Source organism: Lysinibacillus xylanilyticus (genome assembly GCF_001708185.1).
Lineage (GTDB): Bacteria > Bacillota > Bacilli > Bacillales_A > Planococcaceae > Lysinibacillus > Lysinibacillus xylanilyticus_A.
Genome location: NZ_MDDN01000001.1, coordinates 611,869 through 635,985, shown reverse-complemented (window position 1 = coordinate 635,985; position 24,117 = coordinate 611,869). Strand labels below are relative to the sequence as shown.

Here is a 24,117-nt window from a genome sequence, read left to right as displayed (position 1 = left end):
ATTTGAGGGGAGGTGAATGTTTTGACTACAGTATTAGAACGCGTAACAAAAGTAATCGTGGACCGTTTAGGTGTTGAAGAAAGTGAAGTTACTCTAGAAGCTTCTTTCCGTGATGATTTAGGTGCTGACTCATTAGACGTAGTTGAGCTTGTAATGGAGCTTGAAGACGAATTCGATATGGAAATTTCTGATGAAGATGCTGAAAAAATCTCAACAGTTGGTTCTGCAATTTCATACATCGAAAGTAAAATAAACTAATTTCGTTTACTTTATTCAGCATAAATTTTTCACCGCTATCAGTGTTGACATGAACGCAGTCATAGTTTTTATACAATAAGTGTTTATGAATTAGTTGAATAAAGTTAAAGCCTATGGCAGAGATTACTCCTGTTTTTTGCTTAAATGTGAAGAGCAGATACTATACTAAGGTGTATTAAAAAGGGTACGAAACGGTTCGTTTTTCGAACTGTGACGTCCCTTTTTTTATCTTTATTCAGTAGAAGATTCTTACCTCTAAAGATGGTGAGATGAATGCAGGAGTGGTTCTTTTTTATGTCCAAACACCTACTGAAATAGAGGAACTCAGTCTAAGAGCACCGCGTCCTGTGCATTACCGAAATGACCGACAACGTGTCGGCCTTCGTGCAGGCCTGGGCACAATTCAAAATCCAGACGCATTGTTTATCTGCGCGAAAGCAAAGCGTCAGCGGCAATTACGCCAAGGCGAAATTGATTATGGCGGAAAAAATGCGAAAAAATTTCCAAAACGTTGTATTTCAGCCGAAATACTTTTGCATAAATGCCTTGAAAAAGGTACACTAAAACGGTAGAAACTATTAGGAAGGCAGATTGTTCAATGGCTATGAAAAGAAAAGGAACTATGCAGAAATCTGGCGTACTTCCTGAAAAAGTACGCAATCAATTCGAGCTGTTACAGCATGAATTAAATATCACATTTATTAATAAAAATCTATTGTATCAAGCATTCACACATTCATCTTATGTGAATGAGCATCGCCGTAAATTGTTTACGGATAATGAGCGTCTTGAATTTTTAGGAGACGCAGTACTTGAACTGTCTGTTTCTAAATACCTTTTTGAGAAATACCCTAATATGAGTGAGGGTGAGCTAACGAAGCTACGAGCATCCATTGTATGTGAGCCATCACTTGTGATCTTTGCAAATGAATTAGGATTCGGTCGCTTTGTATTACTCGGAAAAGGTGAGGAATTAACAGGTGGACGGGAACGCCCAGCGCTACTTGCAGATGTATTTGAGTCATTTGTAGGTGCCCTTTATTTAGATCAAGACTTACAAACGGTTGTGTCCTTTTTAGAACGAATCGTATTCCCGAAAGTAGAAGTCGGTGCTTTTTCGCATGTGATGGATTTTAAAAGTCAATTGCAAGAAATGGTACAGCAAACAAATAACGGTCTTCTTCATTATGAAATTATTGATGAAAAGGGTCCTGCACATAACCGTACCTTTGTATCGAGTGTCCTATTAAATGGACAGGAGCTTGGTATTGGGCGTGGGAAATCAAAAAAAGAAGCCGAGCAGCAAGCTGCGCAATGTGCAATGCGTGCAATGCGTGATCAAACTGCAAAAGAGGAGGCTTAATAGATGTTCCTAAAACGACTCGAAGTGATTGGCTTTAAATCTTTTGCGGAGCGCATTGGAATTGATTTTGTACCCGGTGTTACAGCGGTTGTTGGACCAAATGGCAGTGGAAAAAGTAATGTCACTGATGCAATTCGTTGGGTACTTGGGGAGCAATCTGCAAAGTCGTTACGTGGGGCAAAGATGGAGGATGTTATTTTTGCTGGGAGTGACTCACGTAAGCCACTAAACTTTGCAGAGGTAACGTTAATTTTAGATAATACCGATGAACAGCTTGCTTTTTCATATACAGAAGTCAGCGTAACAAGACGCGTATACCGTTCAGGTGATAGTGAATATTTATTAAATAACCAGCAGTGTCGCCTGAAGGATATTACGGACTTGTTTATGGACTCAGGACTTGGGAAAGAGGCCTTCTCCATTATTTCACAAGGCCGTGTAGATGAAATTTTAAATAGCCGACCTGATGACCGTCGTTCGATTTTTGAAGAGGCAGCTGGTGTATTAAAGTATAAATTACGAAAGAAAAAGGCAGAGCATAAGCTTGTTGAAACAGATGAAAATTTGTATCGTGTTTTAGATATTTTACATGAACTAGATAGTCGTCTGGAGCCGTTAGAAATTCAGGCATCAAGTGCAAGAGATTATGTGCAAATGTCAACAGAGTTAAAGGATTTTGATATCGCCATCCTTGTGCACGATTTGAAAAATTGTGCACAATCTTTGCGTGCTCTGAAAAATGAGTACACAGAGCTATATGAGATAGAGCAAAAACAAGCTCATAATATTTCTTCAATTGAAAAGCAAACGGAGGGCATTCGTAAGCTTTTAAAAGAGCTAGATAGCTATTTAGATACTACTCAGGCTGAGTTTGTTAATGCGACAATGGAGGTAGAGCGTTGGGATGGTCGTAAAGCGTTAATGGCTGAAAAGCGACAAAATGCTTCTAATCAACTACTACAATTGAATACAGCATTACAAGAAGCAAAAAATGAGGTTGAGGCTCTCATTGTTCAAGAACAAGAGAAAAAAGAATTGTTCGCTGAAAAACAGCGAGAAGTATCAGAGCTAAAACAAAGCCTCAAGCAATTGGAACAATCTTTAAACCGCTCTGTTTCTGAAATTGAACAAGAAATTGAAGAACAAAAAAACCGATATATTGATTCCTTAAACGAAGAAGCAACCATCAAAAATGAATTAAAAAATATCGATCAGCAATTAGCACAACAAAAAGCGACGGCAGCACGAATGACAGATCAAACTGATGAAATCGGGCAAGAGCTTGCGCAAATTTTAGCGGAAAAAGAGAAGTTAGTTGCTGTCCATACAACAACAACTCATGAATTGCAGGAAAAGCTTGAGCAATATGAAACATTGCAAATACAGCTTAAGAACGTCAATGCATCGTTTAATGAAAAGCAGGATATGCTTTATAAGGCCTATCAGCATCAGCAGCAATTGAAGGCTAGAAAAGATACGCTAGCTGAGCTTGAAGCAGATTTCTCTGGGTTCTTCCATGGAGTAAAAGAAGTATTGTTAGCACGTGATAAAGGTGACTTAGTTGGAATTGAAGGAGCTGTTGCGGAGTTAATCCAAGTTGGTGGGAAATATTCGCAGGCTATTGAAACAGCATTAGGAGCAGCCTCTCAGCATATTGTGACAACCGATGAACGACATGCTCAGCAAGCCATTCATTGGTTAAAACAAAAGAGAGCTGGACGCGCAACATTTTTACCTAAGACAGTCATAAAGTCACGTAAAATCAATCTTTCTACGATTCAGTTAGCTACTGAGCACCCAGCATTTGTCCAAATGGCTGATGCACTTGTTACGTTCGAAGAAGACAACCGTACAATTGTCGAAAACCTCCTGGGCAATGTAATCGTTGCATCAAATTTAGAAGGTGCAAGCCAGATTGCTCGTTTATGTGGTTTCCGATATCGTGTTGTAACACTTGAAGGTGATATCGTCAATGCAGGCGGTTCATTAACAGGTGGTGCTGTGAAGCAACAATCTTCACTCTTTACTAGAAAAGCGGAATTAGATGGTTTAATCGTGAAGCTACAATCGTTAGAAGCTTCCATCTATAGTGCTGAACAGGCTGTTGTAGCTGAAAAAGAGAAACTTGCAACATTACGAGAAAAAGTAGAGCAATTGAAGCTTGACGGAGAGCAATTACGAAAAGATGAAATGCAACAGGCGAGTCGTATTCGCGAGCTAGAGGTTGTCGAGAAAAGCTTATCTGCTCGAGTATCTTTTGCTTCTAATGAGACACAAGATGTAAGAACACGAGAAGAAGCATTGTTAGCTCAAAAGGAAGCAGCTACAGAGCGTTTAGTGGCACTAGCAACCGAACTGCTAGAAATTAATGAAACAGTGGAACAACTAAGTAAGGCGAAGCTGCAAAGTGAGACGGAAAAGGATGTACTTCGTGAGCAGTCAGCAGAAAAACGCTCGCAGTTAGCGGTTATGCAGGAGCAAATGTCACAAGTACAAATTGCTACAGCCGAGTTAGCCCTACAATTAAACAAAGGTCGTCAAAAAGTCGATAATATTTCTCAGGAAATAATCTGGCTTCAATCTGATGAATCGACAAAACTTTTAAGCGATGAAGAAGTGGATGAGCAGGTTGCTACATGGAAGGCGAGAAAAGATTCACTGCAGGACATAATTTCACAGAAAAAAGATGAAAAAGTAGCACAACAACAAGAGCTTACTACTTTAGAAGAACAGCTGAAGGAATTGCAACGTACACATAAAGGCTATCTTGAAGCAATACGTGCTAATGAATTGAAGCGAAGTCGCGTAGAGTTTGAAATCAATAATTTCAATGAACAACTAGAAGAAAACTATCAGCTAACAGTAGAGGAAGCTGAGGAGTTAGCCCTTGCGATTGAAGATGAAGAGCATATGCGCCGTCGAGTGAAACTGCTGAAGAAATCTATAGAGGAGCTAGGTCCTGTTAATTTGAGTGCCATTGAGGAATACGAGCGGGTGCTTGAACGCCATTCATTTTTAACAGAGCAGCGTGAAGATTTACTTGCTGCACAGGAAACGTTACATGAGGCTATTAAAGAGATGGACGAGGAAATGACGCTACGCTTTAGCGAAACCTTCTATGCCATTCGTGAGCAATTTAAACGTGTATTCCGTGAATTGTTTGGTGGAGGACAGGCAGATTTAGTGTTATTGGACCCTCAAAATCTGCTAGAAACAGGTATAGAAATAGTAGCACAACCACCAGGAAAAAAATTACAAAATCTAAGTTTACTTTCAGGTGGTGAACGTGCACTAACTGCAATCGCTTTATTATTCTCTATCTTAAATATACGACCTGTACCATTCTGTATTCTTGATGAGGTAGAGGCGGCGTTAGATGAGGCAAATGTTGTTCGATATAGCCAATATTTAAAAAGATTTAGCCGTGACACGCAATTTATTGTGATCACACATCGTAAAGGAACGATGGAGGGAGCGGATGTGTTGTATGGTATTACAATGCAGGAATCTGGCGTATCTAAACTTGTATCAGTAAAATTAGAAGATGAACCCGTACTTGCGGAGCAAAGGAGCGAACAAGCATGAGTTTTTTTAAACGTTTAAAAGATAAATTAATTGGCAACCCAGTCGAGGAAGAAAAAGTAGTTGAGATAAATGAAGCAGAAGTTGCTGAACAGAAGCTAGATGATGCAACGGAGCCTGCTCAAATTGAAGCAACTATAGATGAAGTTGAGAAAGTAGAGGAGACTTCTGTAACGGACAGTCCAATTGAAACAGAAAATCCTGTAGCAAGTGAAGATCAAGGCCAACAAGAGCAACAAGAGCAACAACAAGAAGTGCAAGAGGTCGCAATAGTGGAAGAACCTGTGAAGGAGAAAAAACCTTCTGCATGGTCTATAACACAAAAATTCAAAGCCGGACTAGAAAAAACGCGTAATTCATTTACTTCAAAAGTGAACGACCTAGTTGCTCGTTATCGAAAAGTAGACGAAGATTTCTTTGAAGAATTAGAAGACCTATTATTACAGGCAGACGTTGGCTTTGAAACAGTAATGGAGCTAATGGACAAATTACGCTTCGAAGTTCAGCGTAAAAATATAAAAGATACAAACGGTATTCAAACGATTATTTCTGAAAAACTTGTAGAAATTTATGAGCAGGGAGAAGAAGATTTAATCGACCTTAATATACAGCCTCAAGGTGAGCTTACTGTTATTTTATTCGTTGGCGTAAATGGAGTTGGGAAGACAACAACAATCGGTAAACTTGCCCATCGTCTAAAATCACAAGGTAAAACGGTTGTCTTAGCAGCAGGTGATACTTTCCGTGCTGGTGCCATCGATCAATTACAAGTTTGGGGAGACCGTGTGGGCTGTGAAGTGATTAAACAATCGGAAGGTTCAGATCCAGCGGCGGTTATGTATGATGCAATTCGTGCAGCAAAAAACCGTAATGCAGATGTGTTAATTTGTGATACAGCAGGGCGCTTACAAAACAAAGTAAACTTAATGAATGAGCTTGAAAAAGTTCATCGAGTAATCTCTCGAGAGGTTCCAAATGCTCCGCATGAAGTACTTTTAGCATTAGATGCAACAACAGGTCAAAATGCACTTGTTCAAGCGCAAACATTTAAGGAAGCTACAAATGTAACAGGGATCGTTTTAACAAAGCTTGACGGCACTGCAAAAGGTGGTATTGTTCTTGCTATTCGTAATAAATTACACATTCCTGTGAAGTTTGTTGGTCTTGGTGAAAAAATGGATGATTTACAACCATTCGATGCTGAACGCTATGTGTATGGCTTATTTGCTGATGGTTTAGATAAAGAATTACAAAATAGTGAGGATTAGGTGTATCATCAAAAGTTGTAGATGACTTTTGTTAAAACGTATATGAGTGAAGCGGCTATCGGACGCCCTCAGGAAAGCCTCAGTCGGAACGGAAATCAACCACACGTTTTGGTGATGGTCCGAGGATTAACATTTAAGTAAGTAAATTTGTAATTGCGCTCGTCTGTGCAGGGGAATTGCATTGTTTAAAAGGGAAATACTAGCTATAGGTGAAAAACGCCTGTAAAGCGGTTAATTAAGGCTTTTAGACAAGGAGATTACCTTGACACATACGGGCGCTTTTCGTTATGATACAAATGACTAATAACGGGAGGAGAAATATTCGATGCTACTTGAAAAAACAACACGCATGAACTTTCTCTTCGACTTTTATCAAGCATTATTAACAGATAAGCAACGGAGTTATATGGAGCTCTATTATTTAGATGATCACTCACTTGGAGAAATCGCTGAATCGTATGGAGTTTCACGTCAAGCTGTTTATGATAATATTCGTCGAACAGAAGCGATGCTTGAAGAATATGAAGAAAAACTATGTTTATTGGAAAAATTTCAACAACGTACACAAATGCTTGCGCAACTAACAACGGGGATTACTGAACGAAGTATGACAGTTGAAGAGCAGTTAGCGCTTATAGAACAGTTGAAAGAATGGGATTAGGAGGCGAAAGCAATGGCTTTTGAAGGATTAGCGGAACGACTCCAAGGGACAATCCAAAAGATTAAAGGTAAAGGAAAAGTATCGGAACAAGACGTTAAAGAAATGATGCGAGAAGTCCGATTTGCTTTAATCGAGGCGGATGTTAACTTAAAAGTAGTCAAAGAATTCGTTAAAAAGGTCAGTGAACGTGCTGTCGGTGTAGATGTTATGCAAAGCTTAACACCAGGTCAGCAAGTTATTAAAATCGTACAAGACGAATTAACAGAATTAATGGGTGGCGAACAAAGCCCAATCAAATTTAATACGAAGCCGCCAACTGTCATTATGATGGTCGGCTTACAAGGTGCGGGTAAAACGACGACTACAGGGAAACTGGCAAATGTGTTACGAAAAAAATATAATCGTAAGCCACTTCTAGTTGCAGCAGACGTTTATCGCCCAGCAGCTGTTCAGCAATTACAAACATTAGGAAAACAGTTATCACTACCTGTTTTTGCATTAGGCACTGATGTATCCCCAGTAGAAATTGCACGTCAGGCAATTGAATTAGCAAAAGAAGAGCATCATGATGTCGTGATAATCGATACGGCTGGTCGCTTGCATATCGATGAAGATTTAATGCAAGAATTAAAAGATATTCGTGCATTAAAAGAGCCAGATGAAGTATTCCTTGTTGTGGATGCTATGACGGGTCAGGATGCTGTAAACGTAGCAGAAAGCTTTAATGAGGCAATCGGCATTACTGGGGTTGTTTTAACAAAGCTTGATGGTGATACACGTGGTGGTGCGGCATTATCAATTCGTTCAGTAACACAGAAGCCGATTAAATTTGTCGGGATGGGCGAAAAAATGGATGCACTCGAACCTTTCCATCCAGAGCGTATGGCGTCTCGTATATTAGGAATGGGTGACGTGCTATCGCTTATTGAAAAGGCTCAGGCAAATGTTGACGAAGCAAAGGCCAAAGAACTAGAAGAAAAATTTAAAACCCAAACCTTTACTCTAGATGATTTTGTTGAACAATTGCAGCAAGTGAAGAAAATGGGTCCTCTTGACGAAATTTTAAAAATGCTACCAGGCGCAAACAAAATCAAAGGCTTAGACAATGTTAAAGTTGATGATAAGCAAATGGGCCACGTAGAAGCCATTATTTATTCGATGACAACTGCCGAAAAGACGAATCCAGAAATTATTAATGGCAGCCGTAAAAAGCGCATAGCAAAGGGTTCTGGGACTTCAATTCAAGAGGTGAATCGTCTATTAAAGCAGTTTGATGAAATGAAGAAAATGATGAAACAAATGACAGGCATGGCGAGCGGTAAAGGGAAGAAAAAGATGAAATTGCCGGGCTTTGATTCATTGTTTAAATAATAATTTATAGGTGTTAAGAAAAAACACTTTACAAACAACCTAAACATTGATAATATACTATCTTGTGTGAAACTTATTCGGAGGTGCTATTAAAATGGCAGTTAAAATTCGCTTAAAACGTATGGGAGCTAAAAAATCTCCTTTCTATCGTATCGTAGTTGCAGACGCTCGTTCACCACGTGACGGTCGTTCAATTGAAACAGTTGGTACTTACAACCCACTTACTCAACCAGCTACTGTAAACATTGATGAAGAGAAAGCTCTTAAATGGTTAGCTGACGGTGCAAAACCATCAGATACAGTGCGTAACTTGTTCTCAGAACAAGGTATCATGGAAAAATTCCATAACCAAAAATTCAGTAAATAATCGGGGGCGACATTTTTGAAGCAGCTGATTGAAGCAATCGTTTTACCGTTAGTCGATTATCCAGAAGAAGTTCGTATAGAGACGGATGAAAATGCAAATCGAATTGTTTATAAACTTTTTGTTCATCCAGAGGATCGAGGGAAAGTCATAGGCAAACAAGGGCGAGTAGCAAAAGCGATTCGTACAATTGTTTATTCAGCGGCGGGTAGTCACCATCAAAAAAAGACCTACGTCGATATATTGGATTGATAGAAAAGATTTTCACGCTCTTTTACATGCAACAAGCACTTGAGAGTCCTGATAGGTATGTTTACATGCATTTAGGAATTCGAAGTGGCTTTGAGGTGAAGCGTAAAATCTGGACTAAGAAGGAAGGAGCTTGCGAGTTCCTTCCTTTTTTTATCTTTATTCATTATTGTAATTACATTGAGAGGTAATTGACCATAATGACATAGAGGAAGACTGGTCAACGTCTTAGCTAAAACATCATCCGCCAAAAGTTAATCTGCTTTCTTAGATAAAAGTGAGAGATGTTACTTTTGATCTGGCTAGCTAGTAGCTTGACGTGGATAGCATTTTTTATATGAGGTGAGATTTAAATGGAATGGTTTAATGTAGGTCGTATTGTCAATACGCATGGTATTCGCGGTGAGGTACGTGTGTTATCAACAACAGATTTTGAGGAAGAGCGCTTCGTAGTAGGAAATAAGCTTGCGGCGTTTAAAAAAGACGATAAAAAGCCAACATGGGTAACAATTGAATCAATGCGTCGTCATAAAAACTTTATTTTATTAACTTTTGAAGGAATGCACAATATTAACTTGGTGGAGCCTTTCAAAGAAGGTATGCTCAAAGTGACGTCGGATCAAATGTCAGATGATTTATTAGCGGAAAATGAATATTTCTTCCACGAAATAATTGGTTGTTCAGTAGTTTCTGAAGAAGGTGAAACAATCGGAGCGGTGATTGACATTCTTCAAACAGGTGCAAATGATGTGTGGGTAGTCAAAGGTGCTAAAAAAGAGCATTACATCCCGTATATCGAAGACATCGTTAAGGAAATTGATGTTGATGAGAAGAAAATTGTAATCCACGTAATGGAAGGCCTACTATGATGAATATTCATGTGTTAAGTCTGTTTCCTGATATGTTTACAGGCGTCTTTGGCGCATCAATTTTAAAGAAAGCACAGGAAAAAGGTGCCGTAAAGCTAGAAGTAACCGATATCCGTGCATTTTCGGGTAACAAGCATAACCAAGTAGATGATTATCCGTATGGCGGTGGCGCGGGAATGGTATTAAAACCAGAGCCGATGTTTAGCGCTGTCGAGGCTATTACCGCAGGAAGAAAACCTCGTATCATTTTGATGTGTCCGCAAGGTGAGCGCTTTACTCAAAAAAAGGCAGAGGAGCTAGCACAAGAACAAGAACTAGTATTTTTATGTGGCCATTATGAAGGCTATGATGAACGCATCCGTCAGCATCTTGTCACAGACGAGATTTCAATTGGAGATTTCGTCTTAACTGGTGGAGAGCTAGGGGCTATGACGGTTATTGATAGCGTTGTACGTCTTCTGCCAGGGGTTTTAGGACAAGAGGATTCTCACATACAAGATTCGTTCTCAACAGGTCTTCTAGAGCACCCACATTATACACGACCTGCTGAATTTCGCGGAATGAAAGTACCTGATGTTTTACTATCGGGCAATCACGCAAAAATTGAGCAATGGCGTGCGGAAGAATCTCTGAAAAGAACATTCGAGCGTCGTCCAGATTTACTCGAGAATTATCCGTTAACAGATAAGCAAAAAAAGTATGTAGAAAAACTTATAAACAATAATAAAGATGCTTGATTGCTATCTATATTTATGATAACATCTATTCTGTACTTCTATGTGAAGTACTGAATTACGGTGTTCCGCTGTGGCATAGATTGCGTGCAAGAGCATCTGTCTAAGGAGAGAAAACAATGTCAAACATTATTACAGAAATTACTAAAGCTCAGCTTCGCACTGATCTACCAACTTTCCGTCCTGGTGATACTGTTAAGGTACACGTGAAAGTAGTAGAGGGTACTCGTGAACGTATCCAAGTATACGAAGGTGTAGTAATTAAACGTCGTGGTGGCGGTATTAGCGAAACTTTTACAGTTCGTAAAATTTCTTACGGTGTAGGTGTTGAACGTACATTCCCTGTACACACACCAAAAATCGCTAACTTAGAAGTTGTACGTCGTGGTAAAGTACGTCGTGCTAAACTTTACTACCTACGTAACCTACGTGGTAAAGCTGCTCGTATTAAAGAAATTCGATAATAATGACTTAAAAGTGAGGGGCTTGTGCAACAAGCCCCTTTTCTTTTTGCTTGTCATCTTAAATAACTATCATCTAAAATGAAGATAGACAAGGGGGCAAATCTCGATGGAAAAACAAGTGAAAGAAAAGAATGAATTATGGGAATGGACAAAGGCACTTCTAATTGCATTTGCGATTGCGGCAATTATTCGTTATTTTTTATTTACACCCATTGCAGTAGATGGCGAGTCCATGATGCCAACCCTTGAAAATGGGGACCGTATGATTGTCAATAAAATTGGTTATAAAATAAGTGAACCAGAACGCTTTGATATTGTGGTGTTCCACGCTCCAGAGCAGAAAAACTATATTAAACGTGTTATTGGACTACCAGGAGACACGCTAGAATATAAAAACGATCAATTATACATTAATGGTGAACCAATAGACGAACCTTATTTAGATGCCTACAAATCACAAATTACAGAAGGTACATTAACAGAAGATTTTACATTAAAAGACATTGATGTGAAACTAGATGTAATTCCAGAGGGTTATGTTTTCGTTATGGGAGATAATCGTCGATACAGTAAGGACAGTCGTCATATTGGACTTGTTGATCAAAAAGAGATTATTGGAAATACAAGTCTAATTTTCTGGCCGTTTAGTGATATAAAAATTGTAAAGTAACGCATGAAAGGGAGGTCTAACACTCCCTTTTTCTTTTAGTTTAGGAGGAAAAGATATGACTATACAATGGTTTCCCGGGCATATGGCGAAGGCCCGCAGACAAGTAACAGAAAAATTAAAGCTGGTTGATATTATTTTTGAATTAATAGATGCACGTTTACCTCTATCTTCGCGTAATCCGATGATAGATGAAGTGATTAATCAAAAACCGCGTCTCCTAATCTTAAATAAAGCAGATATGGCAGATGAGCAGGAAACACGTAAGTGGGTAGAGTACTTTGCACAACGTGGTCATAAGGCAGTAGCCATCAATTCTCTTGAAGGCAAAGGATTACAGCAAGTGACAAAGGCTGCCCAAGACATATTAAAAGAAAAATTTGATCGTATGAAGGCACGTGGGATGAAGCCAAGAGCCATTCGTGCAATGATTGTTGGGATCCCGAACGTAGGGAAATCGACGCTTATTAATCGCTTAGCGAAGAAAAATATTGCAAAAACAGGAAATACTCCAGGGGTAACTAAAGCTCAGCAATGGATAAAAGTTGGTAAGGAGCTTGAATTACTCGATACACCAGGTATTTTATGGCCGAAGTTTGAAGATCAAGAAGTAGGCTACAAATTAGCCTTAACAGGTGCTATTAAGGATACGATAACAAATATGGAGGATTTAGCTGTATACGGCCTACGCTTTTTATCCAATCATTATCCAGCACGTATGGAGGAACGCTACGGCTTCCAATTTGTCCATGAAGATTTAGTTGAAACCTTTGATCATATAGGTAAGCTACGTCGGGTTTTCGGTCCAGGAGGAGAAATCGACTATGATCAAGTAGCTCAACTGATCGTTCGAGATATTCGTGGATTGCAATTAGGCAAACTAACATTTGACTTTGTTGACGAACAACTTGAAAAAGAAGCAGAGCAGCAATAAGTTAAAAACTGTCATACTCACTTTAGCAGTTCGTGAGCATGGCAGTTTTTCTTTTAGGAAAGCCTCTTCTTGCCGATAAATGATATAGAGCGAGAAAAATAATGATAACTTAAAACGGGTGTTAACTCTTCATTTTGGTGATAAACCACAAAAAGGGAATACATACTGGGAGAGACGCCCGAGGCAAATTAATACGTAAAATTAGCTATTAACTTTTGAGAACCAAAAAGGGAGTAAATTTATGAAAACGATTAAAGAAATAACAGCAGCATTGAAGGAAGCTGAGGAATGGCAGGACTGGATGACAGAAGTAGCAACTGATGAACGAGCGGGTGTGCAAAAGGCTTGGCACAGCTGGAACAAGCGTCAAGATAAAAAACAACAGTTATTACAGGAGCATCAAGCAAAAGTCCATTTCGATCGAAGCTATGGAGGGGTAAGTGCTTTAATCGCAGGTGTAGATGAAGCGGGACGTGGACCATTAGCGGGCCCGGTAGTAACAGCTGCTGTTATTTTACCTGCAAACTGTGAGATGCTTGTCGGATTAAATGATTCAAAGCAATTATCAAAAGATAAACGTAATGCCTATGCTGATTTAATAAAAGAACATGCAGTAAGTTATTTTATCCATTTTCAATCAGCACAACAAATTGATGAATTAAATATTTACGAAGCGACAAAGCAATCGATGAAGATAAGTGTAGAATCGTTAACTAGTAAGCCTAATTATGTCCTAGTTGATGCTATGACACTACCAATCTCTATTCCGCAGGATTCAATTATTAAAGGAGATGCAAAAAGCTTAGCTATTGCAGCTGCATCGATATTAGCGAAAACCGCTCGTGATGATTATATGGATCAATTGGACAAAGAATTCCCTATGTATGGTTTTGCTCAGCATGCAGGATATGGTACAAAGCAACATTTAAAAGCACTTGAAGAATTCGGTCCAACCATTCATCATCGCAAATCGTTTGAACCGATAAAATCAATGTTTTAATAATTAGCATACTAAAAATAAAAAATAGGACACCGATTACGCCAAACAGTAATTGATGAAAGGAGTATGTATATGACAGCGACATCTTTTAATCCGATTCAGATGCAACAAGCTGCTATAACCGCAACTAATCAGCCACTTGCTTTAAAACAGGGACAAGTATTTCATGGTACGATTAAACAATTATATCCAGATCAAATGGCAGAGATACAAGTTGGCCATCAGAAGTTGATAGCTAAACTCGAAGTGCCACTAAAAGTAGGTGATGCCCATTTCTTTCAAGTAACTGGTACAAACCCGCAAACCGAACTAAAAGTTGTTACGGGCCCTATGACACAAACGGCTTCCCAAAGTCAACAAATCAACCAGTTACTTGAATCGATGAATTTGCCAAAGTCAGCTGAAATGCAACAGCTAGTAGCTCATTTTATGAAAGCGCAGCTACCGATTTCAAAGGAGCAGTTGATGCAGGCAGAAATGTGGATAAAGGCATTACCAGAGGGCATTACTAAACTAGATGCTCTACAAGCTATTCAAAAAATGGTGGAGCTTAAAATGCCAATGACAAATGACGTTTTTCAAGCTCTTATTAGTGGGCAAAAAACTACTGGTATGATTTCCGTAATGGAAAACTTTACACAGCTTTTAGCTAAAGATGCAGCTTTACCAGAAAACATCAAGCAAAATCTAATGCAGCAGGTACAGGCAATTGCAAAACCTTTTGAAGTAGAAACAGGTGGTTTAGTACTAGCCAAGTCTATACAAATATTAACGAATAATGCGTCTTCTATGAGTGAAAAGATTCAAGCTATGAATATGTTAAAGGAGGCTGGGATATTACCTCAGCAGGCAACCTTGCAAAACTGGTCAAGTCTCAGCAGTGTAAACTCCGTTCAGCCTAATCAGCTTCAACACGCTGGACAAGTTATTCAAACGATTCTAACGGCACAACCTGACAATACAAATCAGCTTGTCGATCAACTTAAATTATGGACAGCGAATCAAAGCTTGTTGACCAATGAACAAAAGCAACAAGTAAATCAACTGGTCGATCGATTGAATCAGTTACCGGCAACTAAACAAACGCTAGAGATTTTTTCAAAGCAGATGCAAGAACAACTGATCAAAGCATTTACTGAAAATTCCTCGGAGCGTTTATTTACACAAGACGCCAATGCTCTTTCAGTGAAGGACCACTTACTATCGCTTTTAAAGCATGGAGCAACTACCCCATTACAAAACGACGCATTCATGCGAAATCTTATGAAAAATAGTGTTGAATCGCCGCAATCAATGATTCAGCAGATTGTTACACAAGCAGATGCCCATGTACAAAATTCCATGGATAGTAAAGCTATGGAACATGCACTGAAAACGGTTTTAAAAAATCTAGGAATTAGCTATGAGGCGACACTTAGTAATAAGTCAGCTGATTTACAGGAGATTGCACATCAATTAAAACCTCAGCTTCATACGTTATTGCAGGAGACACATACCACTCCACAGCTGAAGGAAGCGGCAGAAATGTTAATGGCGCGTATGAACGGTATGCAGCTAGCATCAGGAGAAAATGGTCATCAGCATCAGCTTATTATGCAAGTACCATTGGAGTTCTTCGGCAAGAAAATGGATGCAACATTACAGTGGAATGGACGCATGAAGGATGATGGTAAAATTGATGCCAATTACGCACGTATATTATTTTATTTACAAATGGAGTCGATGAACGAAACGGTTATAGATATGCAGGTTCAAAATCGTGTCGTTTCTGTGACAGTATTTAATGAAAATGAAAATCTTATACCACTAGCAGAACCACTAAAAGCAGCTTTAAAAATAGGCTTAGCTGAAAAAGAATATCAACTTTCGGGCGTTTTTATTAAGCAATTTGAAAAAGCTCAATCTGAAAAAACAACCTCTGTATTAGAACAGCAGGAGGAACATAGTGGGGTGGATTTCCGCGTATGAGTGAAGAAAAATTTACTCGAAAAGAGGCTATTGCGCTCACGTATAAGTTAGGACGCTTTGATAGTCCAACGGTAGTAGCAAAAGGAAAAGGTAAAATAGCAGAAAATATTTTAGCGCGTGCGAATGAGTATAATGTGCCGATTTATGAGGATCCTAACCTTGTTCAATTACTTGGACAATTAGATTTAAATGAGTCGATTCCTGAAGAATTGTACCAAGCTGTCGCTGAAGTTTTTGCATTTATTTATCGGTTAGACCAACAACATGCGCAAATATATAGAAAAGATAGATAATTCTAATTTTCGCAAAAATCTGTTTTAGTACACGAAGTAGCAAAAAGTGTAATATTAAAAGATAAAACACGAACGAAAGACAAAGTGTAGACTTTATCAGAATCTTTAGTTAGAATAGATTATGTTAGTAAAACAATTTTATGCAAATGTTTGATGGGAGGATGTATTATGAATATCCATGAATATCAAGGGAAAGAGATTCTTAGAAAGTATGGTGTAGCTGTACCGAATGGAAAAGTTGCTTTTTCCCCTGATGAAGCAGTGAAAGTAGCGAAGGAACTTGGCTCTAATGTGACAGTAGTCAAGGCGCAAATTCATGCAGGTGGACGCGGTAAAGCGGGTGGTGTAAAAATCGCGAAGAACCTTGACGAAGTGCGTACGTACGCAAAAGAATTATTAGGAAAAATCTTAGTGACTCATCAAACAGGTCCTGAAGGAAAAGAAGTAAAACGCTTATATATTGAAGAGGGTTCTGATATTCAAAAAGAGTACTATTTAAGTTTAGTATTAGACCGTGCAACATCCCGTGTAACAATAATGGGATCTGAAGAGGGCGGTATGGATATTGAAGAAGTAGCGGAAGCACAGCCAGAAAAAATCTTCAAAGAAGTTGTAGATCCAGTAGTTGGGTTAACAAGCTTCCAGGCACGTCGCATGGCGTTTAATATGAATATTCCAGCAAACCTAGTGGGGAAAGCTGTCAAATTAATGTTAGGCTTGTATCAAGCATTTATCGACAAAGATGCTTCGATTGTAGAAATTAATCCACTTGTTGTAACGGGACAAGGCGAAGTTGTAGCATTAGATGCTAAATTTAATTTCGATGCAAATGCGTTGTATCGTCATAAAGATATTGTCGAATTACGTGATTTCGATGAAGAGGATGCAAAGGAAATCGAAGCATCAAAATACGACTTAAGCTATATTTCACTAGATGGCAACATTGGCTGTATGGTGAATGGAGCTGGTCTTGCTATGGCTACTATGGACACAATTAGTTATTACGGCGGAAGCCCTGCTAACTTCCTAGATGTAGGTGGCGGTGCAACAGCTGAAAAAGTAACAGAAGCTTTCAAAATTATTCTTTCCGATCCGCATGTAAAAGGCATTTTCGTTAACATTTTTGGCGGAATTATGAAATGTGACATTATCGCTGAGGGTGTTGTAACGGCTGCCAAAGAAATTGGCTTAGCTGTGCCGTTAGTTGTACGTTTAGAAGGTACAAATGTAGAACTTGGAAAAGAAATTTTAAATGCATCTGGTTTAAACATCGTTGCAGCGGATTCAATGGCTGACGGTGCACAAAAAATTGTGGGACTAGTAGGCTAAGGAAGGCAGGGAGAACAATGGCTGTATTTATAAACAAAGATACGAAGGTAATTGTACAAGGGATTACGGGCGAAACAGCGCTTTTCCATACGAAGCAAATGCTTGAGTATGGTACGAAAATTGTAGCAGGTGTTACACCAGGTAAAGGTGGTCTTGAAATCGAGGGAGTCCCTGTGTTCAATACTGTAGCAGAAGCGGTAGCTGCAACAGGCGCAACAACTTCAGTTATTTATGTACCTGCTCCATTTGCGGCAGATGCTATTTTAGAGGCTGTTGATGCTGAATTAGAATTAACAATCTGTATTACTGAACATATTCCTGTCCTTGATATGGTTAAGGTTAAACGTTATATGGAAGGTAAAAAGACACGCCTAGTAGGTCCAAACTGTCCAGGCGTTATTACGGCAGATGAATGTAAAATCGGTATTATGCCTGGGTATATCCATACGAAAGGGCATGTAGGAGTTGTTTCTCGCTCTGGTACGTTAACATATGAAGCAGTACACCAATTAACACAAGCTGGTATTGGTCAAACTACGGCTGTGGGGATCGGTGGAGACCCTGTCAATGGTACAAACTTTATCGATGTTTTGGAAGCGTTTAACAACGATCCAGAAACATATGCAGTTGTGATGATTGGGGAAATTGGAGGTACAGCTGAAGAAGAAGCAGCTGAGTGGATTAAAGCGAATATGACGAAACCTGTCGTTGGCTTTATTGGAGGACAGACAGCGCCTCCGGGTAAACGTATGGGTCACGCTGGTGCTATTATTTCTGGTGGTAAAGGAACAGCAGCAGAGAAAATTAAGGCAATGAATGCTGCTGGCATTGAAGTAGCAGAAACGCCATCTGTTATTGGTGAAACGCTTATTAAAGTAATTAAAGAAAAAGGGCTATACGAAAAGTGTAAAACCCATTAAAATGGAAGATGTAGCACGTTGTGGCTACATCTTTTCTATTTCTTTTTTAGACATTGCTTAACATACTTCTAATGGACTGTGTTCAAGCAATGCAATTTCTAACTTCCTACTTACTCTGTTTAAAATGCCTTTCCTAAAAAAGTTGTGTCACATTGTTTTTCAAGTTTTAATGTTGTGATGTAAATTTATAATGCGGTCATTTAATTTTCTTCTATTAAAAGGAGGTTTTTAAATGATTTTTTCAGTCGATACTCAGAGATTACTAGCTTTACATTATGTATACCCATTACCACTTCAAAAACTTCAGCAATTATTGTCCCCGGTGGATATATTAAGTTATTTTGAAGAAGCGCCCCCCTACGAGATTGCAAAAGCACTGCAAATACCATCGCAAAGAGCCTTGCAAATTTCTAAGAATTTTAGACAAATTATGACATTGTCATTTGAAGATGCCTATGAACGGGCCGATATTTTCCCCATCCCTTTTTATCATCCTTTTTACCCGGCGCAATTATTTGAAATATCCAGCCCACCTACTGTATTGTATGTGAAAGGTCAGTATTCTCTACTAACGAAAGAAAAACAAGTAGCCATTATAGGCTCTAGAAATGCTACAGTTTATACAAAAACTGCAATGGACTTAATTGTTCCGCCTCTTATTGAACACGGATATACTGTTGTCAGTGGGCTTGCAAGAGGAGCGGATACGATAGCTCATGAAACAACTATAAAAGTTGGTGGTTCCACAATTGCAGTGCTTGGTCACGGTTTTAATTATATATACCCTAAGGAAAACCAGTCACTCGCTGACCATATGGCGGAGCATCAGTTGCTTGTCACAGAGTACCCCCCATATATGAAGCCTGAGAAATGGCATTTTCCAATGCGTAACCGAATAATTAGTGGATTGTCCAAAGCTTTAGTTGTAACAGAAGCTGCATTAAGAAGTGGTACGCTTATTACAACAGAACACGCATTAGAGCAAGGTAAGGATGTATTTGTTGTACCAGGACCAATTAATGCTGAGCAATCAAAAGGCACAAATAAATTACTGTTAGAAGGGGCTATACCAGTGTGTAGTGGTCAAGAAATCGTTGAAACACTTGCGCTCTTTTCTAACAAAAATTGAAAAAAAGTTGCATTATCTTAAAATCTGTTATACATTTTGCAACAGGTAACTTAAAAAATAGGCAATAGACCTCGCTAAGGGGGAGACATAGATGGCGGATTATTTAGTGATTGTAGAATCACCAGCAAAGGCAAAAACAATTGAACGTTATTTAGGTAAGAAATACAAAGTGAAAGCGTCGATCGGGCATGTTCGTGACCTACCACGTAGCCAAATGGGCGTTGATTCTGAAAATAATTATGAACCTAAGTATATTACTATTCGTGGAAAAGGGCCTGTTTTACAGGAATTAAAGTCTGCGGCTAAAAAAGTGAAGAAAGTGTTTCTAGCGGCCGATCCAGACCGCGAGGGAGAAGCGATTGCTTGGCACCTTGCGACTGCGTTAAATATTGATATTCATTCAGATTGTCGAGTTGTTTTTAACGAAATTACAAAAGATGCGATAGTAGAATCTTTTAAAAATCCACGGGCTATCAACATGGATTTAGTAGATGCACAGCAAACAAGACGTATACTGGACAGACTTGTTGGTTATAACATTAGCCCGATTTTGTGGAAAAAAGTTAAAAAAGGATTATCAGCAGGACGGGTACAATCTGTAGCACTGCGCATGATTATTGATCGTGAAAATGAAATAAAAAACTTTCAACCTGAAGAATATTGGACAATTGAAGGCTCTTTTGAAAAAGGCAAAAAAACGTTCGATGCGCTTTACTATGGCAATGGTAAAGACAAAATTAAATTAACAAATGAAGAACAAGTAAAATCTGTTTTAAAAAATGTTAAAGGTACAAACTTTGATGTTGTTAATGTATCTAAAAAAGAACGTAAACGAAATGCAGCACCTGCTTTTACAACTTCTTCTTTACAGCAAGAGGCTGCACGTAAGTTAAATTTCCGTGCTAAGAAAACGATGATGCTTGCTCAACAATTATATGAAGGTATTGATATTGGTAAAAAAGAGGGTACAGTAGGTTTAATTACTTATATGCGTACTGACTCAACGCGTATTTCGGAAACAGCGAAAACAGAGGCAATGGCATATATTGAATCCAAATACGGCAAAGAATACATTTCTACAGAAACGAAGCAGACGAAAAAAGCATCAAATGCACAGGATGCCCATGAGGCTATTCGTCCAACTAGTACGATGCGAACTCCAGAAGAGTTAAAAGCGGTGCTTAGTCGTGACCAATTGCGTTTATATCGTTTAATATGGGAGCGCTTTATCGCAAGTCAGATGGCGCCAGCTGTACTTGATACAGTTGCTGTAGACCTTCAAAATGGTGATGTTTTATTCCGTGCAAACGGCTCGCAAGTTAAATTTGCAGGCTTTATGAAGCTATATATTGAGGGTACCGATGATCAGACAGAAGAAACAACTAAACTTCTACCAGAGATGGCAGTTGGTGATCAGGTAAAATCCCTTGAAATCGAGCCAAAGCAGCATTTTACACAGCCACCACCACGATATTCCGAGGCGCGTCTTGTAAAAACAATGGAAGAGCTAGGTATAGGGCGCCCGTCCACGTATGCACCGACCCTCGACACAATTCAGCGCAGAGGCTATGTCGTGTTAGATGCCAAACGATTTATGCCGACAGAGCTGGGTGAAATCGTACACCAACTTGTACTAGAGTTTTTCCCTGATATCATAAATATCGAATTCACAGTAAAAATGGAACAAGATTTAGATGATATTGAAGAAGGTAGTCGACAATGGGTAGAGGTTGTAGATGAGTTTTATAAGGACTTTGAGGTCCACGTAAAGCATGCGGATGAGGCTATGGAAAAGGTTGTCATTAAAGATGAACCAGCTGGCGAAGATTGTGAGCTATGTGGTTCTCCAATGGTTTATAAGCTTGGACGGTATGGGAAATTTATGGCTTGCTCAAACTTCCCAGACTGTCGTAACACGAAGGCGATTATGAAGCCGATTGGCGTAAAATGTCCTTCCTGCGAAACAGGCGAGATCGTAGAGCGTAAAAGTAAAACAAAGCGTTTATTCTATGGTTGTAATCAGTACCCTGAGTGTGAATTTGTCTCGTGGGACAAGCCGATTAGTAGACCATGTCCGAAATGTAGTGCATTATTAGTAGAGAAAAAAATAAAAAAAGGTGTGCAAATTCAGTGTACGAAATGTGACTATGAAGAAGCACCTACTCAATGATAGAAAGATGGTAAGAACATGACTGAACAAGTAGTAAATGTAATAGGCGCGGGTCTTGCAGGCAGTGAAGCGGCTTGGCAAATTGCCAAACGTGGTGTGAAAGTTAAACTTTATGAAATGCGCCCAGTAAAGCAAACACCGGCTCACCACACTGATAAATTTGCGGAGCTTGTTTGTTCGAACTCACTACGTGCTAATGGATTAACAAATGCCGTGGGTGTGATTAAAGAAGAAATGCGCGTTTTAGAATCTGTGATTTTGAAAGCAGCAGATGCGTGTTCAGTACCAGCAGGCGGTGCTTTAGCAGTAGATCGTCATGAATTTGCAGGATATGTGACAGAGGCAGTGAAAAATCACCCTCTTGTAGAAGTCATTCATGAAGAAGTCACTGAAATTCCAGAAGGCGTTACTGTTATTGCCACAGGACCACTGACATCAAAAGCTTTAGCTGAAAAAATTCAGGGCTTAACAGGTTTAGACTATCTGTATTTCTATGATGCAGCAGCACCAATAATCGAAAAAGATAGCATTGATATGGATAAGGTTTATTTGAAATCTCGTTATGATAAAGGGGAAGCGGCGTATTTAAACTGTCCTATGACAAAGGAAGAATTTGATCGTTTCCGTCAAGCGTTAATCGAAGCAGAAGTTGTGCCGTTAAAAGAATTTGAAAAGGAAATTTACTTTGAAGGTTGTATGCCTATCGAAGTAATGGCTGCACGTGGGGAGAAAACAATGTTATTTGGACCGATGAAGCCAGTAGGTCTGGAAGATCCAAAAACAGGAAAACGCCCTTATGCTGTTGTCCAATTACGTCAAGATGATGCAGCAGGTACTCTTTACAATATTGTTGGCTTCCAAACACATCTAAAATGGGGCCCGCAGAAAGAAGTATTGCAACTAATTCCAGGATTAGAGAACGTTGAAATCGTCCGTTATGGAGTTATGCATAGAAATACGTTCATTAATTCACCAAAAGTTCTAGAGAAAACTTATCAGCTTCGCGAGCAAAAAAATATTTTCTTTGCGGGTCAAATGACAGGAGTCGAAGGATATGTTGAATCTGCTGGTAGTGGATTAATTGCTGGCATTAATGCAGCTCGGTTAGTATTAGGCCAAGAACCGATTATCTTCCCATTCGAAACGGCGTTAGGGAGTATGGCGCGTTATATAACAGAAGCGCAATCGAAAAACTTCCAGCCAATGAACGTCAACTTCGGGATTTTCCCTGAACTACCACCGGGTCGTCGTTCAAAACCAGAGCGTGCAGAGATGCATGCTACACGAGCAATGAGTACAATTCGAAATTTTGTGAATTCACAAACAATTTAATTGCAAAAAGCCTCTAAAAGTTGATATACTCTTAGAGGCTTTTCTTTTTTGTAGACAAAATGCTGATTTACACGTATTTTATTGTTTTGTATGGAGATTTTCTCAAAATATAACCTTTTTCACTTGCTATATGATGAAGATAGGTATAGTGTCAGTATGTATGTTTATCTTCACTTCAGTCAGTGCAATTCCAGACGCAATAAGAAGGATAAACAAATTAGTACATCCTTTCATGCAAGTGTTAGTAATTTGAGACGGTTATCAATAATTCGTTGGTGGTGAATCTTTCATGTTAGTTTCGTCCCAAGATGCACTTGAACAGTTCATGCTTTACATCCAAGTTGAAAAGAACTTCTCTGTTCATACAGTGCGAGAATATGAATCAGATCTACTAGATTTTTTAGCGTTTTTACAGGCGGAGGACGTAAATGATTTAGCAAGTGTTGAGTATATACATGCACGTCTTTATGTAACAAAGTTGTATGATGAAAAAAGAGCTAGATCATCTGTTTCAAGAAAAATTTCCTCAATACGCTCCTTTTTTCGTTTTCTAAATAGACAATACGGATTAGATGATGGAGCGTTTAGATCACTATATCATCCAAAAAAAGAATCACGTTTACCTAGTTTTTTCTACGAAGAAGAATTGAAGCAACTATTTGATGCGAATGCTGGCGATGATTTGAAATCATTAAGAAATACAGCTATATTAGAGCTGTTATATGCGACAGGTATTCGTGTAAGTGAGCTCACTTCTATACAAGTAGAAGATGTGGATTTCCATTATTCGATTATTAGGGTAATGGGGAAAGGGCGAAAAGAACGTATTATTCCATTCGGTCAATTTGCGAGTTTAGCCATGCAGGATTACATAGAGCAAGCTCGTCCACGATTGATGAAAAAAACAGGTCATCAGCAATTGTTTGTCAACATGCGTGGTGGGGAACTTACTCCACGAGGTGTACGTCATATTTTAACAGAAATGATTGACAAGGCCTCGCTTCATACGAAAATATATCCACATATGCTTCGTCATACTTTTGCCACACATTTATTGAATAATGGCGCTGATTTACGAACGGTACAGGAATTATTAGGCCACGCACATTTATCTTCTACGCAAGTTTACACACATGTAACAAAAGAGCATCTTCGTCAAACATATATGAATGCTCATCCAAGGGCATAATAG

23 protein-coding genes are annotated in these 24,117 nt (G+C 39.0%); all 23 read left to right on the top strand.

Features of this window, described 5'->3' with window-relative positions; all coding sequences use genetic code 11:
• Nucleotides 1-21: 21 nt before the first annotated feature.
• Nucleotides 22-258 (top strand): acyl carrier protein, encoded by a 237-nt coding sequence (gene acpP / locus BFJ97_RS03170; RefSeq protein WP_068983180.1) that lies wholly within the window; start codon nt 22-24, stop codon nt 256-258.
• Nucleotides 259-527: 269 nt separating this feature from the next.
• Entirely contained in the window at nt 528-830 is a 303-nt protein-coding gene (locus BFJ97_RS03165) for a hypothetical protein (protein ID WP_068983179.1), read from the top strand.
• Between the two features lie 26 nt (nt 831-856).
• Nucleotides 857-1,621: a ribonuclease III gene (gene rnc / locus BFJ97_RS03160; RefSeq protein ID WP_068983178.1), complete on the top strand. Its 765-nt coding sequence runs from the start codon at nt 857-859 to the stop codon at nt 1,619-1,621.
• 3 nt (nt 1,622-1,624) lie between these two features.
• Complete coding sequence (gene smc, locus BFJ97_RS03155; RefSeq protein WP_068983177.1) at nt 1,625-5,206, top strand: chromosome segregation protein SMC; 3,582 nt, start codon at nt 1,625-1,627, stop codon at nt 5,204-5,206.
• Nucleotides 5,203-6,471: a signal recognition particle-docking protein FtsY gene (gene ftsY / locus BFJ97_RS03150; RefSeq protein ID WP_068983176.1), complete on the top strand. Its 1,269-nt coding sequence runs from the start codon at nt 5,203-5,205 to the stop codon at nt 6,469-6,471. Before smc ends, ftsY begins: the two co-directional genes overlap by 4 nt.
• 325 nt (nt 6,472-6,796) lie before the next feature.
• A complete protein-coding gene (locus tag BFJ97_RS03145) occupies nt 6,797-7,132 on the top strand; it encodes a putative DNA-binding protein (RefSeq protein ID WP_068983175.1) in 336 nt (111 codons plus the stop codon).
• Nucleotides 7,133-7,144: 12 nt separating this feature from the next.
• The gene (ffh, locus tag BFJ97_RS03140) at nt 7,145-8,503 is read left to right on the top strand and encodes a signal recognition particle protein (protein ID WP_068983174.1); all 1,359 of its coding nucleotides are present in this window, start codon (nt 7,145-7,147) and stop codon (nt 8,501-8,503) included.
• Between the two features lie 94 nt (nt 8,504-8,597).
• Nucleotides 8,598-8,870: a 30S ribosomal protein S16 gene (gene rpsP / locus BFJ97_RS03135; protein WP_024362057.1), complete on the top strand. Its 273-nt coding sequence runs from the start codon at nt 8,598-8,600 to the stop codon at nt 8,868-8,870.
• Between the two features lie 15 nt (nt 8,871-8,885).
• Entirely contained in the window at nt 8,886-9,119 is a 234-nt protein-coding gene (locus BFJ97_RS03130; protein WP_004269410.1) for a KH domain-containing protein, read from the top strand.
• A 350-nt stretch (nt 9,120-9,469) separates the two neighbouring features.
• Nucleotides 9,470-9,985 (top strand): ribosome maturation factor RimM, encoded by a 516-nt coding sequence (gene rimM / locus BFJ97_RS03125; protein WP_068983173.1) that lies wholly within the window; start codon nt 9,470-9,472, stop codon nt 9,983-9,985.
• A complete protein-coding gene (gene trmD / locus BFJ97_RS03120) occupies nt 9,985-10,722 on the top strand; it encodes a tRNA (guanosine(37)-N1)-methyltransferase TrmD (protein ID WP_068983496.1) in 738 nt (245 codons plus the stop codon). Before rimM ends, trmD begins: the two co-directional genes overlap by 1 nt.
• Nucleotides 10,723-10,838: 116 nt before the next feature.
• Nucleotides 10,839-11,183 (top strand): 50S ribosomal protein L19, encoded by a 345-nt coding sequence (gene rplS, locus BFJ97_RS03115; RefSeq protein WP_010858422.1) that lies wholly within the window; start codon nt 10,839-10,841, stop codon nt 11,181-11,183.
• A 106-nt stretch (nt 11,184-11,289) separates the two neighbouring features.
• Nucleotides 11,290-11,853 carry a signal peptidase I gene (gene lepB / locus BFJ97_RS03110; protein WP_068983172.1) on the top strand — a complete coding sequence of 188 codons (564 nt, stop codon included), beginning with the start codon at nt 11,290-11,292 and terminating at the stop codon, nt 11,851-11,853.
• 55 nt (nt 11,854-11,908) lie between these two features.
• Nucleotides 11,909-12,784, top strand: coding sequence for a ribosome biogenesis GTPase YlqF (gene ylqF / locus BFJ97_RS03105; protein ID WP_068983171.1), 876 nt, complete (start codon nt 11,909-11,911; stop codon nt 12,782-12,784).
• Between the two features lie 241 nt (nt 12,785-13,025).
• Nucleotides 13,026-13,784, top strand: coding sequence for a ribonuclease HII (locus BFJ97_RS03100; protein ID WP_068983170.1), 759 nt, complete (start codon nt 13,026-13,028; stop codon nt 13,782-13,784).
• A gap of 72 nt (nt 13,785-13,856) precedes the next feature.
• Nucleotides 13,857-15,752, top strand: a complete 1,896-nt coding sequence (locus tag BFJ97_RS03095; protein ID WP_068983169.1) for a hypothetical protein — start codon at nt 13,857-13,859, stop codon at nt 15,750-15,752.
• Complete coding sequence (locus BFJ97_RS03090) at nt 15,749-16,045, top strand: EscU/YscU/HrcU family type III secretion system export apparatus switch protein (protein ID WP_068983168.1); 297 nt, start codon at nt 15,749-15,751, stop codon at nt 16,043-16,045. The genes BFJ97_RS03095 and BFJ97_RS03090 overlap by 4 nt, the downstream gene beginning before the upstream one ends.
• A gap of 168 nt (nt 16,046-16,213) precedes the next feature.
• A complete protein-coding gene (gene sucC / locus BFJ97_RS03085) occupies nt 16,214-17,374 on the top strand; it encodes an ADP-forming succinate--CoA ligase subunit beta (RefSeq protein WP_068983167.1) in 1,161 nt (386 codons plus the stop codon).
• A gap of 17 nt (nt 17,375-17,391) precedes the next feature.
• On the top strand, nt 17,392-18,294 hold the full coding sequence (gene sucD, locus BFJ97_RS03080) for a succinate--CoA ligase subunit alpha (RefSeq protein ID WP_054610302.1): 903 nt from the start codon (nt 17,392-17,394) through the stop codon (nt 18,292-18,294).
• 232 nt (nt 18,295-18,526) lie between these two features.
• Entirely contained in the window at nt 18,527-19,423 is an 897-nt protein-coding gene (gene dprA / locus BFJ97_RS03075) for a DNA-processing protein DprA (protein ID WP_068983166.1), read from the top strand.
• Between the two features lie 91 nt (nt 19,424-19,514).
• Nucleotides 19,515-21,593: a type I DNA topoisomerase gene (gene topA, locus BFJ97_RS03070; protein WP_068983165.1), complete on the top strand. Its 2,079-nt coding sequence runs from the start codon at nt 19,515-19,517 to the stop codon at nt 21,591-21,593.
• A gap of 18 nt (nt 21,594-21,611) precedes the next feature.
• On the top strand, nt 21,612-22,925 hold the full coding sequence (gene trmFO, locus BFJ97_RS03065; protein WP_068983164.1) for an FADH(2)-oxidizing methylenetetrahydrofolate--tRNA-(uracil(54)-C(5))-methyltransferase TrmFO: 1,314 nt from the start codon (nt 21,612-21,614) through the stop codon (nt 22,923-22,925).
• A 289-nt stretch (nt 22,926-23,214) separates the two neighbouring features.
• A complete protein-coding gene (xerC, locus tag BFJ97_RS03060; RefSeq protein WP_068983163.1) occupies nt 23,215-24,114 on the top strand; it encodes a tyrosine recombinase XerC in 900 nt (299 codons plus the stop codon).
• Nucleotides 24,115-24,117: the final 3 nt, after the last annotated feature.

Bases quoted from the DNA above. Each gene is read 5' to 3' on its own strand.
- rpsP (WP_024362057.1), top strand. From the start codon at position 8,598: ATGGCAGTTAAAATTCGCTTAAAACGTATGGGAGCTAAAAAATCTCCT.
- trmD (WP_068983496.1), top strand. From the start codon at position 9,985: ATGAATATTCATGTGTTAAGTCTGTTTCCTGATATGTTTACAGGCGTC.
- rnc (WP_068983178.1), top strand. From the start codon at position 857: ATGGCTATGAAAAGAAAAGGAACTATGCAGAAATCTGGCGTACTTCCT.
- BFJ97_RS03145 (WP_068983175.1), top strand. From the start codon at position 6,797: ATGCTACTTGAAAAAACAACACGCATGAACTTTCTCTTCGACTTTTAT.
- BFJ97_RS03090 (WP_068983168.1), top strand. From the start codon at position 15,749: ATGAGTGAAGAAAAATTTACTCGAAAAGAGGCTATTGCGCTCACGTAT.
- sucC (WP_068983167.1), top strand. From the start codon at position 16,214: ATGAATATCCATGAATATCAAGGGAAAGAGATTCTTAGAAAGTATGGT.
- ylqF (WP_068983171.1), top strand. From the start codon at position 11,909: ATGACTATACAATGGTTTCCCGGGCATATGGCGAAGGCCCGCAGACAA.
- lepB (WP_068983172.1), top strand. From the start codon at position 11,290: ATGGAAAAACAAGTGAAAGAAAAGAATGAATTATGGGAATGGACAAAG.
- ftsY (WP_068983176.1), top strand. From the start codon at position 5,203: ATGAGTTTTTTTAAACGTTTAAAAGATAAATTAATTGGCAACCCAGTC.
- BFJ97_RS03165 (WP_068983179.1), top strand. From the start codon at position 528: ATGAATGCAGGAGTGGTTCTTTTTTATGTCCAAACACCTACTGAAATA.
- xerC (WP_068983163.1), top strand. From the start codon at position 23,215: ATGTTAGTTTCGTCCCAAGATGCACTTGAACAGTTCATGCTTTACATC.
- ffh (WP_068983174.1), top strand. From the start codon at position 7,145: ATGGCTTTTGAAGGATTAGCGGAACGACTCCAAGGGACAATCCAAAAG.
- rimM (WP_068983173.1), top strand. From the start codon at position 9,470: ATGGAATGGTTTAATGTAGGTCGTATTGTCAATACGCATGGTATTCGC.
- dprA (WP_068983166.1), top strand. From the start codon at position 18,527: ATGATTTTTTCAGTCGATACTCAGAGATTACTAGCTTTACATTATGTA.
- BFJ97_RS03100 (WP_068983170.1), top strand. From the start codon at position 13,026: ATGAAAACGATTAAAGAAATAACAGCAGCATTGAAGGAAGCTGAGGAA.
- sucD (WP_054610302.1), top strand. From the start codon at position 17,392: ATGGCTGTATTTATAAACAAAGATACGAAGGTAATTGTACAAGGGATT.
- smc (WP_068983177.1), top strand. From the start codon at position 1,625: ATGTTCCTAAAACGACTCGAAGTGATTGGCTTTAAATCTTTTGCGGAG.
- rplS (WP_010858422.1), top strand. From the start codon at position 10,839: ATGTCAAACATTATTACAGAAATTACTAAAGCTCAGCTTCGCACTGAT.
- topA (WP_068983165.1), top strand. From the start codon at position 19,515: ATGGCGGATTATTTAGTGATTGTAGAATCACCAGCAAAGGCAAAAACA.
- trmFO (WP_068983164.1), top strand. From the start codon at position 21,612: ATGACTGAACAAGTAGTAAATGTAATAGGCGCGGGTCTTGCAGGCAGT.
- BFJ97_RS03095 (WP_068983169.1), top strand. From the start codon at position 13,857: ATGACAGCGACATCTTTTAATCCGATTCAGATGCAACAAGCTGCTATA.